Genomic DNA, 13,699 nt, shown 5'->3' with positions numbered 1-13,699 from the left:
GACTTAGTCCTCCAATTCGTAGCGGTAATCCTCGATCACCGTGTTGGCCAGCAGCTTTTCACACATTTCCTTCAGGCGTCCTTCCGCTTCAGCGCGGTTGTCCGTGTCGAGAGTCAGTTCCATGTACTTACCGATGCGCAGACTTTCAACTTCCTGGAAACCTACCGAATGAAGAGCTCCTTGTACCGCTACACCTTGGGGATCGAGCACGCTTTTCTTGATGGTGACATAGACTGTCGCTTTTAACATACGCTTGTAGTTCCTCCTAAATTTTAATGGCTGATTAGCTTTGATCAAAAAAAGAGAGAGACTTACCTATGATTGCGGTTGACTATAACGCTAACTGTGCTTAGTTTGATTACAAATCCTTACCGGTAAGCCGGTGATAGATATCGCGGTAGCGGCGGCTGGTTTCTTCCACCACTTCCTGCGGCAGCGGGTCAGGCGTGCTGTTTTTGTCCCAGGAGGATGCGGAAAGATACGTCCGGACCGGCTCCTTGTCCATGCTGTCAATCTCGATATCAAGCGCATATTTATCTTTAGCCCAGAAGCGGGAGGCATCCGGCGTAAAAATCTCATCGATCAGAATCACCTTGCCGTCCAGCAGCCCGAACTCGAACTTGCAGTCTGCGAGAATGATCCCGCGCTCCTCACAATACGCTCTGGCAAAAGCGAACAGCTTCAGGCTTTTCTCCTTCAGCTCCAGCGCCAGCTCGGCACCGATACTCTCCTGCATCTGCTCGAACGGAATGTCTTCATCGTGACCGACATCATTCTTCGCTGCCGGCGTAAAGATCGGCTGAGCCAGCACAGCGTTCTTGCGCAGGCCCTGCGGAAGCTCAATGCCGTTGACCTTGCCGGTCTCCTGATACTGCCGCCAGCCTCCGCCGGTAATGCAGCCGCGAACGACACATTCAATATCGATTCTCTCGGCCTTGCGCACGACCATGATGCGGTTTTTGAGCGCTTCACGGTCCTTTACAACGCCGCCGAGCTGATCGACATCAATGTGGACGACGTGGTTTTCGATCAGGTTCTTTGTCAGCCCGAACCAGAAGGCGCTCAGCCGGTTCAGCACGTTGCCCTTGTCCGGTACAGCCGGATCAAGCACATAATCAAATGCGGAGATCCGGTCCGTAACGACGATCAGTACCTGTTCCCCCAAATCGTACAATTCGCGAACCTTTCCTTTGTAGAGCAGCGGTGCATTTACGAGTTCCACAGCCGTGGATACGGCAGGGTGTGTCATGACCTTTCCTCCCTCAACTTTTTATTGCTTTCCTTCTCCTAAATCAGCTCCAGCTTGCGGAAAATCGTGTCCACATGCTTCAGGTGCCAGGAAGGATTGAAGGCATCCTCAATCTCTTCCGCGCTAAGCACGGCAGTGATCTCAGGGGTAGCCTCGACGATGTCGCGGAACTGGGTCTGCTCTTCCCAGGCCTGCATCGCACGCGGCTGCACGGTGTCGTATGCCTGCTCGCGGCTGAAGCCTTTATCGATCAGCTTGGTCAGGATGCGGCCGGAGAACGGTACACCGAAGGTGCGGTTCATGTTGCGCTTCATATTTTCGGGGAACACGGTCAGGTTCTTCACGATGTTGCCGAAACGGTTCAGCATGTAGTTCAGCAGCATAGTTGCATCCGGCAGGATGATCCGTTCCACCGAGGAGTGCGAGATATCGCGCTCATGCCAGAGCGGCACGTTCTCGTAAGCGGTAACCATATGACCGCGGATTACACGGGATAGGCCGGAGATATTTTCGCAGCCGATCGGGTTACGCTTGTGCGGCATGGCTGACGAGCCTTTTTGACCTTTGGCAAAAGCTTCTTCCACCTCGCGGATTTCGCTCTTTTGCAGCGCGCGGATTTCAGTGGCGAACTTGTCGAGCGATGTCGCTACCAGTGCCAGTGCAGCCATGTATTCCGCGTGACGGTCACGCTGCAGGGTCTGGGTCGAGATTGGAGCCGGGCTGGTGCCCAGCTTCTTGCAGACAAATTCCTCTACGAACGGGTCGATGTTGGCATAGGTGCCGACTGCGCCGGAGATTTTGCCGAATTGTACGCCGTTTGCCGCATGACGGAAGCGCTCCAGGTTACGTTTCATTTCCTCGTACCACAGGGCCATTTTCAGACCAAAGGTTGTAGGCTCCGCATGAACACCATGTGTGCGTCCCATCATCGGAGTGTCTTTGTAAGCTACCGCTTTGTCTTTGAGAATTTCAATAAAATTAATGATATCCTTCTCCAGAATCTCGTTCGCCTGACGCAGCAGATAACCCAGCGCTGTATCAACAACGTCTGTTGAAGTCAGACCGTAGTGCACCCATTTGCGTTCTGCGCCCAGGCTCTCGGACACTGCACGGGTAAAAGCGATAACATCATGGCGGGTTTCCAGCTCGATTTCATTGATCCGGTCAATATCGAATTTCGCATCCTTGCGCAGCTTGGCGGCGTCTTCCTGCGGAATGACTCCCAGCTCGGCCCAGGCTTCACAAGCACAAATTTCTACTTCAAGCCAGGCGTTGAATTTATTTTCCTCGGTCCAGATGGCCCGCATCTCAGGTCTGCTGTAACGTTCGATCATAGCTTTTAGTTCCTCCAAAGGTTAGTTTGCTCTACCCAGGACAGCCCGTCGCCGGTATCCTTGCAGAGCAGGTTGATATGGCCCATTTTGCGGCCGGTTTTGCTCTCGGTCTTGCCGTATATATGCAGCTTGGGGGCAACCCCCAGCCTGTGTGCCGCTTCATCCGCCTGTCCTGTCCGCTCTATTGCTCCGTCCAGATGCTGACCCAGCACATTTACCATGACCACAGGGGTCAGCAGCCTCGTATCACCAAGCGGTAAATTGCAGATTGCCCGGATATGCTGCTCGAACTGTGAGGTCGCGCAGGCATCCATTGTGTAGTGTCCTGAATTATGCGGCCGCGGCGCCAGCTCGTTGACGAATATTTCCCCGTCCTCCGTAACGAACATCTCTACCGCCAATAGTCCGACAGCATTCAGTCCTGACACCAGCCGTTCCGCCAGCTCACAGGCCTGCTGCTGAAGCTCCGCAGAGACCCTGGCAGGCACAATGGACAGGTGCAGAATGTTATTCACATGGATATTCTCCGCCGGCGGGAAGCTTTTCACTTCCCCCGAGGTGCTGCGTGCAGCAATGACGGAAATTTCACACTGGAATTTCACGAATTTCTCCAGCACCAGCTCCGGTACCTCAGTGCCGGCCGAAGCACCTGGTGCCACCTGCCCGAACGCGGCTTCCAGCTCATCCGGCTGACGGATGACGGCTTGTCCCTTACCGTCATATCCCCCTGTGGCGGTCTTCAGCACACAGGGCAGGCCCAGCTCGGCAGCCGCGGCGGTAAGCTCCGCCAGGCTGCCGACCTTGCGGTACGGGGCGACGGGTACGCCCGCCGCCTCGATTGCCGCCTTTTCGCGCAGCCGGTGCTGCGTCGTATACAGCAGCGCGCTGCCCTGCGGCACGTACGATTCCTCTGTCAGCAAGGCGGCTACGCCAGCATCGACATTCTCGAACTCGTACGTGATCACGTCCGCGCGCTGCGCCAGCTCCCGCGCTGCGTCCTGGTCGTTATAAGCCGCGGTAATCTGCGGCGTTACCTGCCCGCATGGCGCATCCGCCGCCGGGTCCAGCGCCACAAAGCGGTAGCCCATGGCGATGCCGTCCAGCGCCATCATCCGGCCGAGCTGGCCGCCGCCAAGCACGCCGATCGTCGTCTGCCCCGGCAGCAGCGTGCGGGGCGCAGCGGCTTTCACGGCTTTTGAGTCCAGCCCGTCCTGTCCGCCCGGCATTTCCGCTCCAAACTCCTGCCTCATAAGCTCTCGCTGCTTTCCAGCACTTCGCGCTCGATTCTTTGGCGCCGCTCCAGCACCCGGCTCTGCACCTCAGGGTCAAACGCGCCGATGATCTGCGCGGCCAGCAGCCCCGCATTGACCGCTCCGGCCCGGCCGATGGCCACCGTCGCCACCGGAATGCCGCCCGGCATCTGCACGATCGACAGCAGCGAATCGAGTCCGTTCAGCGCTTTGGTCTGCACCGGCACACCGATTACAGGCAGGATGGTCTTCGCAGCAACCATACCCGGCAGATGTGCCGCTCCGCCTGCTCCTGCAATAATAACCTTCAGTCCGCGGCCGGCCGCCTCTTCCGCATAACGGAACATCAGATCCGGTGTGCGGTGCGCAGAGACTACCTTTTTCTCATATGGTACGTTCAGCTCCTCCAGCACCGCACAGGCATGTTCCATCGTTTCCCAGTCTGACTTGCTGCCCATGATTACCCCAACCTGCACTGACATATTTCAACCTTCCCCTCCGCTCGATTTAGAAGCTCTTTTGTCGTATGCACTCTAAGTTTGTCCTATTTCAGCCCCGTTTTCCATAAATCCGAAAAAAAAAGCCCGGATTCCAAACGCATACTGCTGCGGGTGGACCCAGACTACTAAAGGAAGCAGGAGAAGACATCCTCCCTCAAGGAGGTATTGCGAACAGCTCATCCGCAAAAGACAGCCACTCCGTTAAGGAGCGGTGCTGAGGGCTGTCCCAGTCATCCTATTCCCTCGTAGTCCGGCAATTTACGGTTACCGGGTAGAAACTTCCGGGCCCTATTCCCGGTTTTATACGAGCTCTTCATAGGTTCAGTTTAACAATGCCCTACACTTCATGTCAACTTAAACACGAACATTAATATATTGACAAGTAAAATCGTTCGCTTTTTGCTATAAAAAAAGGGAGAGACACCTCAATGTCCCGCCCTTTTCATCTATTATTTTACAACCAGTACCGGAATCCGCGCACTCTGCACCACATTGTGGCTGACACTGCCCAGAACAAATTCACGTATCCCGCCCAGTCCGCGGCTGCCGATGATAATGACGTCCATTCCATGCTCTTTAGCATAATTCAGAATCACTTCAGCCGGCGAACCCTGCAGCAGCTCAACCGTCGCATTCAGGCCTTCCGCTTCCAGACGCCCTCTGACCTCATCCGTAGTCTGCACCGCCAAATCATAATAATCCTTGTTCACTGAAGCCGGCAGAGGCGCGAGAGCTTCCCCGATAAAGAAACGGGGGAATTCGAATGCGTGTACGACGTAGATGGAAGATCCGGGAGTTACCTTAGCCAGTTCGATCGCCCGCTCAAGTGCTTGATTGGAAGCTTTGGAACCGTCATAGGCGAGCAAAATTTTAGAGAATAACATGTACGCCACCTCTTTTTCATTTTGATTAACCAGCAGTCCAAGTATAAACCGCTATCTTAAAAAATACCCGTACAGCAAAATGTTAAGCAGCAGCAGCAGCGGAATACCGATCCGGAAGGAAGTATGTCTGGTCTTATGCCGTTTGCGGTACATGGCAATGAGTATACCCAGCGCCCCGCCCATGAATGCCAGCAGAAACAGCGTCTTCTCCGGCACACGGTCCCGTCTTGCCCGGGCTTTATTCTTGTCCTCGGACATCACCACATAGGCGATAATATTAATCAGCACAAACCATATCAGTACCCCTTTGACCATCTTTCCGGCCCCTCTCCTTGCATCCTGCCCTATCTCTCATTATATTCCCCTTTGCCGCAAAAAACCAATAAGCTCACATAAGCTGCCAGTGTTCTAACCTGCTTTGTTAAGCTTTTGAGCAGATGTACCCTTTTCTCTGATCCATACCCACGACAATACCGCCGCCAGCGCAGCAGCAATGCCCCCCAGCCAAAAACCGCCCTTCAGCCCGTAAGCCGCACTCATCCAGCCCGCTACAAATGGGCCGCCCGACATCCCTACCGCGTAGACCGCCTGATAAAAGCCCATCGCGGTTGCCCGCTTAAACGGTGCCACGTCCGAGACGGATTTGCCCAGCAGCAGCGGAAAAATCAGCCCTTGCATAAACCCGTTCCCCACCTGGGTCGCACAGAGCGCAGCCAGCGTCGGCATAGACGGGATCAGCAAAGTGAACACAGCGCTTCCGGCAAAGCCCAGCAGCAATGTCCCCCTGTCACCCAGCAGCCTGCCGAACAGCCGCGATCCGTACAGCGTAGCTGCAGCATGCGGCACCATAAAAGCCAGCGTCAGCCAGCCCAGGCTCTCCTTGCTCGCCCCGATATCAAGCGCCTGATTCGGCGTGTATCCAAACATCGTAATGAACAGCACACAATGCGCCAGCACCGATAAAAGCGAGACTTTGACCAGCAGCGGCTCCTTCATTACACCTGCAAGGTCTTTCAGCCGGATTCCGCCTTCGCGTTTCTCCTGCCGCTGTTCCGGCAAACGCAGTACGAGCAGCATAGCCAGTACCGCTACAATACTGCCCACGATAAAAGGCATATTCCAGCCCCAGTGCTCCACCATATAACCGCTGATCATCATGCTCGACAGCTGGGCAATGACCGTAGTGAACTGCAGCATGCCCATCGCTTTTCCGGCTTCCTCTTTAGGAAAATAGCCCGCGAACATCACCGAGTATACGACCCACGCAGATGCCGCTATTCCCGAAACCGCGCGCGCCACCAGTGCCCACACCGGCTCTGCCCCGGCCATAAAGATCAGGCAGCTCGCTCCGCTGGCGATCAGCCCCAGATAAATGAACGGCCGCCGCCGGTTCAGATAATCCGACCCGATGCCAATCGGCAGCCGGAACAGAATCTGCATCAGCCCGTACACCCCGAGTACTGCGCCGACCATAACATACGATGCACCGAGATGCTCCACATACGGCGAAAGCACCGGCACATAGATGTAAGATGAGAACCAGAACATGAAGACGATGACCAAAAAGAAAAACCGGCTGCTCCCCCTCCCGCCGGAGGACTGTGCTGCTTCTTGTACCCGATCCTGCTGTCGTTCTGTCAATGACACTCCATCATCCACTCCATTCACATATTGAAAGCTGTTCTTTTCTTCCTGTCCCCAGCCCACAATTCAATCTCAATTCTTACAGTAAAACATAACTGGTGAATGTGTAACAGTCCCATTATGCAATCTTTTCTGCTCTCAAGTAAGCTAAAATAGCAGGATTATCCCGCAGCTATGAAAATATGCTCATCCGAATGAAAACAGGACTGCAGAGAAGCTCCGCAGTCCTGTTCAATTCCGTCATAATTCTCCTGCTAACACAGATAATCAGCGCACAATATTATTTCCCCTTCGCCTTAGCCTCCATAGCCGCTTTCAGCAAATCGCCGAGGTTTGAACCTGCACTTTCCTGCTTGCTGTACTGCTGTACAAGCTTCTGCTGCTCGCGCTTGTTGATATGCTTATGGTCTTTGTCCATCGTTTCTGTTATCCCGCAGCCCAGACACTGCACATACAAGCCCGCTTTGCCCTCTTTAAGCTCCATTTTCTTATGGCACTGCGGACAGCGGCGGCCCGACAATCTTTTCTCGCCTGCCCGGGTATAGCCGCAGTCATCTGCCGGACAGACCAGCAGCTTGCCGCGCTTCGTCTTTTTCTCCAGCATTCTGGTTCCGCAATCCGGACAATGGCTGGCAGACACATTATGCGGCTTGTATTCCGCTCCGCTGCTCTTGACGCCGGAGACCAGCTCTTGCGCCATGGTGCGTATCCCTTGCAGGAACGGCTCCGGCTTGCCCTGGCCGCGGGCGATCCGCTCAAGCTCGCCTTCCCAGCGTGCGGTCAGCTCTGGCGTGCGCAGCTGTGCCGATACCAGTTCTATCAATTGCTTGCCTTTACCTGTCGGATGAAGTAAATTACCTTGACGCTCAATTGTATCAGAGCTGACCAGCTTCTCAATGATATCCGCGCGGGTTGCCGGCGTACCGAGCCCATGCTTCTCCATCTGGGTCAGCAGGGATGCTTCATTATAACGTTTAGGCGGCTGTGTCCGTCCGGGGCGTATAATGCAGCGCTGGATCTTAACGGTTTCCCCTTCACGCAGCTCCGGCAGTTTTACACTGCCTGCTGCAGGTTCATCTGAAACCGTTTCTTCCTCGTCCTCATTACTCATGTCTCCGCCATAAACCTCACGCCAGCCGGCATCCTTTACTGTCGTGCCTTTGACATGGAAGCTCTCGCCTTCAACACTTACCGTCACTGCTACTGCATCATAACGCGCCGGCGGGTAGAACAGGCTGATGAACCGGCGGACAATCAGATCATAGAGCTTCCGCTCCTCCGCACTAAGCTGGTTCAACAGTACGGTCTGTTCCGTTGGAATAATGGCATGGTGATCACTGACCTTACTGTCATCCACAATCCGTTTGGTGATCGGCAGCGGCTTACGCAGAAGTGGACGTGCCAGAGTAGCATAAGGTCCCACAGCAACACTGTCCAGACGTTCCTTCAACGTACCCGTCATATCAGATGTCAGATAACGGCTGTCCGTACGCGGATAAGTAACTAGCTTATGCTGCTCATACAGCTTCTGCAGCACACTTGAGGTCTGCTTAGCCGAGAAGCCGAACTTGCGGTTTGCATCCCGCTGCAGCTCTGTAAGATCATAGGCCAGCGGATGCGGCTCACTTTTTTCGCTTTTCTGGACTTTCGCAATCCGGCCCGAACGTCCGGTCAGCTTATCCTTAAGTCCAGCCGTCTTCTCCTTATCAAAAATCCGTCCATCCCCGCCCGGGGCACGCCAGCCCGCCTGAAAACTTCCAAAATCAGCCGTCAGCAGCTCATACTCCTGGGAACGGAACCCGGTGATCTCATTCTCCCGGTCCATGATCATACCAAGTGATGGTGTCTGTACACGTCCCGCCGACAGCGGCGCACCGAATTTACAGGTCAGCGCGCGGGTCACATTCAGCCCGATCATCCAGTCTGCCTCGGCACGGCAGCGCGCCGATTCATAGAGCCGGTCGAAATCCCGACCGGGACGCAGGGAGGCGAACCCCTCTTTAATTGCTTTATCCGTCTGCGAGGAGATCCACAGCCGTTTAAACGGCTTCTTCCAGCCGGCCATATTCATAATCCAGCGTGCCAAAAGCTCCCCCTCACGCGCAGCATCCGTAGCGACAATCAGCTCATCAATATCCTGGCGTTTCATTAGCTGCTGTACCGCCTTATACTGCTGGCTGGTCTCCCGCAGCACCTTGAGTTTTGCCTTCTCCGGCAGAATCGGCAAATCCTCCAAAGCCCAATTCGCAAACTTGCTATTATAATCCTCCGGCTCCGCCAGGCCGACCAAATGCCCGAGCGCCCAGGTTACGACATATTTAGGACCTTCAATATAGCTCTTCTGTTTATTTCCGCAGCCCAGTACACGTGCAATCTCACGCGCCACCGAGGGCTTTTCTGCAAGCACCAGTGTCTTCATATTTCTCTCCTTTCCCTTTCAACAACTCATTATACCATTATTCAAAAGACCGCAAATATCGTCAGGCTAAAATCCCTTCATCTAATATAAACTAAAAAATAACCGTCAGCCGAAAGGAGTCACAGCCAATGTCTGTTTCAGAAATGTATAATATAGTTCCCGTAGGTGTAGTCTCCGGAACTCAGGGTAACCTGCAGATTGAGATAAAGCCCCAGTACAGAGCAGCACTCAAGGGATTAGAGGAGTTCAGCCACGGTCAGATTCTCTGGTGGATTCATGAGTTTGCCGATGATGTTTTCCGGGCAACCACACAGATCGAGCCACCTTACGATGCTCCGGTAACAGGTGTATTCGCCTCCCGTTCCCCCGTCCGTCCTAATCCCATAGGACTTAGTGTAGCAGAGATTATCTCGGTTAATGTGGCAGAAGGCATTATTGAGGTTAATGGGCTGGATGCTTATCCGGGGACGCCAGTATTAGACATTAAAGCTTATTTTCCAACTACAGACCGTGTCCGTCATGTGAAGGTTCCAGCTTGGGCATCTTCATGGGGCGAGTGGGTAAAGGAATAAAATTAGGCCCGGGGGAGAATGAATGGATAACCGTCAGCTAATTATGACAGCGATTGATCATATCGAGGATAATCTCCATCAGCCGCTATCCGTCCGCTCACTCTCCCTGTTCACAGGCTATTCCATGTATCATTTTATCCGGTTGTTTCAAGGAGTTACCGGCCTTACACCAGGCGACTATATCGCCAGACGCAAGCTTACTGAGGCAGTGCGGGATATCCTCGGCAAGCCCTGCCGATCCTTGCTCGATATTTCGCTCGATTACGCATTCAAAGACTATGAAACCTTTGTCCGCACCTTCAAAAGACTGCTGCACACCACACCCTCCCGGATTCGCCGGAAAAAGAATCCCGAGCTGCCGCTGCTGCTTCACCGTCTGTGCAGTCATGACCTGCAGCAATGGACAACTCAGTATACCAGCCCGCCGCAGACAGTTGAGCTCGGCGAAATTAAGCTGCAGGGAATACAAGTCACTCTTATTGATGATCCATCCATTATCAGCACGGCCTGGAGGCAGTTGGAAGGTAGCGTGATGTCTATTCCTGATCGGGTGCTTCCGGAGAAATTCTATCAGCTGGCCTACTGGCCTGATGATTACGAGGATAACAGAATCGTCTTTTTATGCGGTTGTGAGCTTAAGGATTCTATTTTAAAGCCCATTGTTTCCCCTTTTCTGACAAGCTCTTCGCAATCACTTCTGAACATGCCTATTCATAGCTTGCCTCCTGCAAGTTATCTAAAGTTTCTGCACAAGGGGCGCTCTGCTGAAATCTCAGCTACATACAAATATATTTACGGTGTGTTTCTGCCAAAGACGGATTACCTGCTTACACTCCCCTATGAATTCGAGCATTACGGAAAAGACTATCTGGGACCAGACAATCCCCTATCCATTAGCGAGGTCTATATTCCTATATCCTTGCTCTAATTTATGGAGAATAAAAAAAAAGCCCGCATCTGCACAGCAGACTCAGGCCTTATAGCTATACGCTAACCATTTACTTTGCAAACTTTAGGCAGGCTTCAAAAAATATTTTATCTTCACCCTGACCCCGCACATAAATCCCCTCATCGGTGTGAGAGGATCTCAAAATACTGAACTCCTCACCATACTTGGCTTCTTGTGCATAAGTAATCTGCAGACCGGTGAGCTCTAGTTCTGTCCACTCCTCCAGTGTCAATGCATCACAGCAGATATCCACATAGCGTGCATTGTTCAAATGGCCGTTATTATCCAGCCCGCTGTACTTCACCTGATAACGATAAGCTTCCTGTAAAATCAGGTCGGCAGGTATCATTACCTTCTGCGGTATGGGCCCTACTGAATCTTCAAGATAAGGCTCTACAGCAACCGGTAACGCCGACGGGCGGAGAATTCTGCGTTTCTCGATATCTACTAAGGCCCAAATGGAGCGTGCTGAGGCGAGTTCCAGCTTGTTCTGATCAAAAATTCTGTAGTCCCGCTGCCAGAGGGCCCCTTTAGTCCCTTTACTCCAAGTATGTACAGTAAGAGTCTCATTCGGCAAAGGTAAACGATTGATGTCCAGATCCATCGTAATGACCATCCAGCCCATTCCCGCTTCCAGCATTTTATCCATACTTAACCCCAAATTATTAACAGCTGTGTCCGCAGCCCGCTGCATGATATCAAGAATAAAGGACGATTTACCTTTGGAACGGAAATCTGTATCACTTGCCTGTACAGAAAAATCCTCTATCCACAATAAATTGCCTATTTCGTTCATATTTCCGCGCCCCTTTGCAATTTTATACACATTACTCACTGCTGTATCCACAAAAGTTAACACTATATCCACATAAACTGGGGAGTATTCTCTCACCCTGCATACCTATAACACAGCTATCCACATGTGTATAAGTTTTATTTTTTGGATAGGTTTTAACCGTCTATCCACATTCTTATCCCATAATAACATCAGACAACAAAAAAGCCATTGTCGATTGCTCAACAATGGCTTTGTGTGCTTGGCGGCGTCCTACTCTCCCAGGACCCTTCGGTCCAAGTACCATCGGCGCTGGAGGGCTTAACGGTCGTGTTCGGGATGGGTACGCGTGGAACCCCTCCGCTATCGCCACCAAACATGATTTTTCGAAGCTTCCGCTTCTCGAAATCGCTGCGAGAAAAGATCAGTCCTCAGAAAGGACATGCAGCTTAAGGTTGTTCAGGAACTTGATTCCTGAAAACTGAATCCGAAACGAATCTGCGTTTATAGATATTGGATAAGCCCTCGACCGATTAGTATTGGTCAGCTCCATGCATTGCTGCACTTCCACCTCCAACCTATCTACCTCGTCGTCTTCAAGGGGTCTTACATACTGGGAAATCTCATCTTGAGGGGGGCTTCACGCTTAGATGCTTTCAGCGCTTATCCCGTCCGTACGTAGCTACCCAGCCATGCTCCTGGCGGAACAACTGGTGCACCAGCGGTACGTCCATCCCGGTCCTCTCGTACTAAGGACAGCTCCTCTCAAATTTCCTGCGCCCACGACAGATAGGGACCGAACTGTCTCACGACGTTCTGAACCCAGCTCGCGTACCGCTTTAATGGGCGAACAGCCCAACCCTTGGGACCTACTTCAGCCCCAGGATGCGATGAGCCGACATCGAGGTGCCAAACCTCCCCGTCGATGTGGACTCTTGGGGGAGATAAGCCTGTTATCCCCAGGGTAGCTTTTATCCGTTGAGCGATGGCCCTTCCATGCGGTACCACCGGATCACTAAGTCCGACTTTCGTCCCTGCTCGACTTGTAGGTCTCGCAGTCAAGCTCCCTTATGCCTTTGCACTCTTCGAATGATTTCCAACCATTCTGAGGGAACCTTTGAACGCCTCCGTTACTCTTTAGGAGGCGACCGCCCCAGTCAAACTGCCCGCCTGACACGGTCCCCGTACCCGCTTAGGGTACCAGGTTAGAACCTAGATACGATCAGGGTGGTATCCCAACGGCGCCTCCACAGAAGCTTGCGCTCCTGTTTCTACGGCTCCCACCTATCCTGTACAGATCGTACCCAAATTCAATATCAAGCTGCAGTAAAGCTCCATGGGGTCTTTCCGTCTTGTCGCGGGTAACCTGCATCTTCACAGGTATTAAAATTTCACCGGATCTCTCGTTGAGACAGCGCCCAAGTCGTTACGCCATTCGTGCGGGTCAGAATTTACCTGACAAGGAATTTCGCTACCTTAGGACCGTTATAGTTACGGCCGCCGTTTACTGGGGCTTCGGTTCATAGCTTCGGGTTGCCCCTAACCACTCCCCTTAACCTTCCAGCACCGGGCAGGCGTCAGCCCGTATACTTCGCCTTGCGGCTTCGCACAGACCTGTGTTTTTGCTAAACAGTCGCTTGGGCCTTTTCACTGCGGCCCCCTCGGGCTATTCACCCTACCGAGGCACCCCTTCTCCCGAAGTTACGGGGTCATTTTGCCGAGTTCCTTAACGAGAGTTCTTCCGCGCGCCTTAGAATTCTCTTCTCGCCTACCTGTGTCGGTTTGCGGTACGGGCACCTTCTCCTGGCTAGAGGCTTTTCTTGGCAGTGTGAGATCATGACCTTCGCTACTATAATTTTCGCTCCCCATCACAGCCCAGCCTTACGATGTGCGGATTTGCCTACACACCAGCCTCACTGCTTAGACGGACATCCATCAGTCCGCGTCACTACCCTCCTGCGTCACCCCATCGCTCATAGCGGATTACGGTGGTACAGTAATTTCAAACTGTTGTCCTTCGACTACGCCTGTCGGCCTCGCCTTAGGTCCCGACTTACCCTGAGCGGACGAGCCTTCCTCAGGAAACCTTGGGCTTTCGGCGGATCAGATTCTCACTGATCTTT

General features: G+C 53.0%; 12 protein-coding genes, 2 rRNA genes and 1 riboswitch (1 of these 15 running past the window's edge). Of the genes, 2 read left to right on the top strand and 12 right to left on the bottom strand.

Features of this window, described 5'->3' with window-relative positions; genetic code table 11:
* Window positions 1-3: 3 nt before the first annotated feature.
* The 9 genes from purS to NST84_RS02965 form a co-directional block, all read right to left on the bottom strand.
* The gene (gene purS, locus NST84_RS03005) at window positions 4-249 is read right to left on the bottom strand and encodes a phosphoribosylformylglycinamidine synthase subunit PurS (RefSeq protein ID WP_019913657.1); all 246 of its coding nucleotides are present in this window, start codon (window positions 247-249) and stop codon (window positions 4-6) included.
* A gap of 109 nt (window positions 250-358) precedes the next feature.
* On the bottom strand, window positions 359-1,249 hold the full coding sequence (locus NST84_RS03000; protein WP_342564181.1) for a phosphoribosylaminoimidazolesuccinocarboxamide synthase: 891 nt from the start codon (window positions 1,247-1,249) through the stop codon (window positions 359-361).
* A 38-nt stretch (window positions 1,250-1,287) separates the two neighbouring features.
* A complete protein-coding gene (gene purB, locus NST84_RS02995) occupies window positions 1,288-2,583 on the bottom strand; it encodes an adenylosuccinate lyase (RefSeq protein WP_342564180.1) in 1,296 nt (431 codons plus the stop codon).
* Window positions 2,584-2,588: 5 nt separating this feature from the next.
* Window positions 2,589-3,809: a 5-(carboxyamino)imidazole ribonucleotide synthase gene (purK, locus tag NST84_RS02990; RefSeq protein WP_342566336.1), complete on the bottom strand. Its 1,221-nt coding sequence runs from the start codon at window positions 3,807-3,809 to the stop codon at window positions 2,589-2,591.
* Window positions 3,810-3,829: 20 nt separating this feature from the next.
* On the bottom strand, window positions 3,830-4,315 hold the full coding sequence (purE, locus tag NST84_RS02985) for a 5-(carboxyamino)imidazole ribonucleotide mutase (protein WP_342564179.1): 486 nt from the start codon (window positions 4,313-4,315) through the stop codon (window positions 3,830-3,832).
* Between the two features lie 244 nt (window positions 4,316-4,559).
* A riboswitch (purine riboswitch) is annotated at window positions 4,560-4,661 on the bottom strand.
* A 121-nt stretch (window positions 4,662-4,782) separates the two neighbouring features.
* Entirely contained in the window at window positions 4,783-5,217 is a 435-nt protein-coding gene (locus NST84_RS02980) for a universal stress protein (RefSeq protein WP_342564178.1), read from the bottom strand.
* Between the two features lie 51 nt (window positions 5,218-5,268).
* Entirely contained in the window at window positions 5,269-5,532 is a 264-nt protein-coding gene (locus NST84_RS02975) for a DUF1294 domain-containing protein (RefSeq protein WP_039869616.1), read from the bottom strand.
* Window positions 5,533-5,625: 93 nt separating this feature from the next.
* The gene (locus NST84_RS02970) at window positions 5,626-6,876 is read right to left on the bottom strand and encodes an MFS transporter (protein ID WP_342564177.1); all 1,251 of its coding nucleotides are present in this window, start codon (window positions 6,874-6,876) and stop codon (window positions 5,626-5,628) included.
* Between the two features lie 265 nt (window positions 6,877-7,141).
* Window positions 7,142-9,280, bottom strand: coding sequence for a DNA topoisomerase 3 (locus NST84_RS02965; protein WP_342564176.1), 2,139 nt, complete (start codon window positions 9,278-9,280; stop codon window positions 7,142-7,144).
* A gap of 128 nt (window positions 9,281-9,408) precedes the next feature.
* Here NST84_RS02965 and tsaA point away from each other — a divergent pair, with 128 nt between their 5' ends.
* Both tsaA and NST84_RS02955 read left to right on the top strand, forming a co-directional pair.
* The gene (tsaA, locus tag NST84_RS02960; RefSeq protein ID WP_342564175.1) at window positions 9,409-9,852 is read left to right on the top strand and encodes a tRNA (N6-threonylcarbamoyladenosine(37)-N6)-methyltransferase TrmO; all 444 of its coding nucleotides are present in this window, start codon (window positions 9,409-9,411) and stop codon (window positions 9,850-9,852) included.
* Between the two features lie 22 nt (window positions 9,853-9,874).
* Window positions 9,875-10,780 (top strand): AraC family transcriptional regulator, encoded by a 906-nt coding sequence (locus NST84_RS02955; RefSeq protein ID WP_342564174.1) that lies wholly within the window; start codon window positions 9,875-9,877, stop codon window positions 10,778-10,780.
* A gap of 70 nt (window positions 10,781-10,850) precedes the next feature.
* Here NST84_RS02955 and NST84_RS02950 read toward each other — a convergent pair whose 3' ends face one another.
* The 3 genes from NST84_RS02950 to NST84_RS02940 form a co-directional block, all read right to left on the bottom strand.
* Complete coding sequence (locus NST84_RS02950; RefSeq protein WP_342564173.1) at window positions 10,851-11,597, bottom strand: acyl-ACP thioesterase domain-containing protein; 747 nt, start codon at window positions 11,595-11,597, stop codon at window positions 10,851-10,853.
* A 239-nt stretch (window positions 11,598-11,836) separates the two neighbouring features.
* Window positions 11,837-11,953, bottom strand: a 5S ribosomal RNA gene (rrf, locus tag NST84_RS02945).
* Window positions 11,954-12,089: 136 nt separating this feature from the next.
* Window positions 12,090-13,699: ribosomal RNA gene (locus NST84_RS02940) — 23S ribosomal RNA — on the bottom strand (it continues 1,316 nt past the right edge of the window).

The organism is Paenibacillus sp. FSL R7-0345 (genome assembly GCF_038595055.1).
Taxonomy (GTDB): Bacteria; Bacillota; Bacilli; order Paenibacillales; family Paenibacillaceae; genus Paenibacillus_AQ.
Note: the sequence above shows the minus strand (reverse complement) of the source record. Positions and strands in the feature narration are given on the sequence as shown.

What these genes read in the sequence shown, in the direction of transcription:
- purE (WP_342564179.1), bottom strand. Translation starts at nt 4,315, where the DNA reads ATGTCAGTGCAGGTTGGGGTAATCATGGGCAGCAAGTCAGACTGGGAA.
- NST84_RS03000 (WP_342564181.1), bottom strand. Translation starts at nt 1,249, where the DNA reads ATGACACACCCTGCCGTATCCACGGCTGTGGAACTCGTAAATGCACCG.
- NST84_RS02950 (WP_342564173.1), bottom strand. Translation starts at nt 11,597, where the DNA reads ATGAACGAAATAGGCAATTTATTGTGGATAGAGGATTTTTCTGTACAG.
- tsaA (WP_342564175.1), top strand. Translation starts at nt 9,409, where the DNA reads ATGTCTGTTTCAGAAATGTATAATATAGTTCCCGTAGGTGTAGTCTCC.
- purS (WP_019913657.1), bottom strand. Translation starts at nt 249, where the DNA reads ATGTTAAAAGCGACAGTCTATGTCACCATCAAGAAAAGCGTGCTCGAT.
- NST84_RS02965 (WP_342564176.1), bottom strand. Translation starts at nt 9,280, where the DNA reads ATGAAGACACTGGTGCTTGCAGAAAAGCCCTCGGTGGCGCGTGAGATT.
- purK (WP_342566336.1), bottom strand. Translation starts at nt 3,809, where the DNA reads ATGCCGGGCGGACAGGACGGGCTGGACTCAAAAGCCGTGAAAGCCGCT.
- NST84_RS02975 (WP_039869616.1), bottom strand. Translation starts at nt 5,532, where the DNA reads ATGGTCAAAGGGGTACTGATATGGTTTGTGCTGATTAATATTATCGCC.
- NST84_RS02955 (WP_342564174.1), top strand. Translation starts at nt 9,875, where the DNA reads ATGGATAACCGTCAGCTAATTATGACAGCGATTGATCATATCGAGGAT.
- purB (WP_342564180.1), bottom strand. Translation starts at nt 2,583, where the DNA reads ATGATCGAACGTTACAGCAGACCTGAGATGCGGGCCATCTGGACCGAG.
- NST84_RS02980 (WP_342564178.1), bottom strand. Translation starts at nt 5,217, where the DNA reads ATGTTATTCTCTAAAATTTTGCTCGCCTATGACGGTTCCAAAGCTTCC.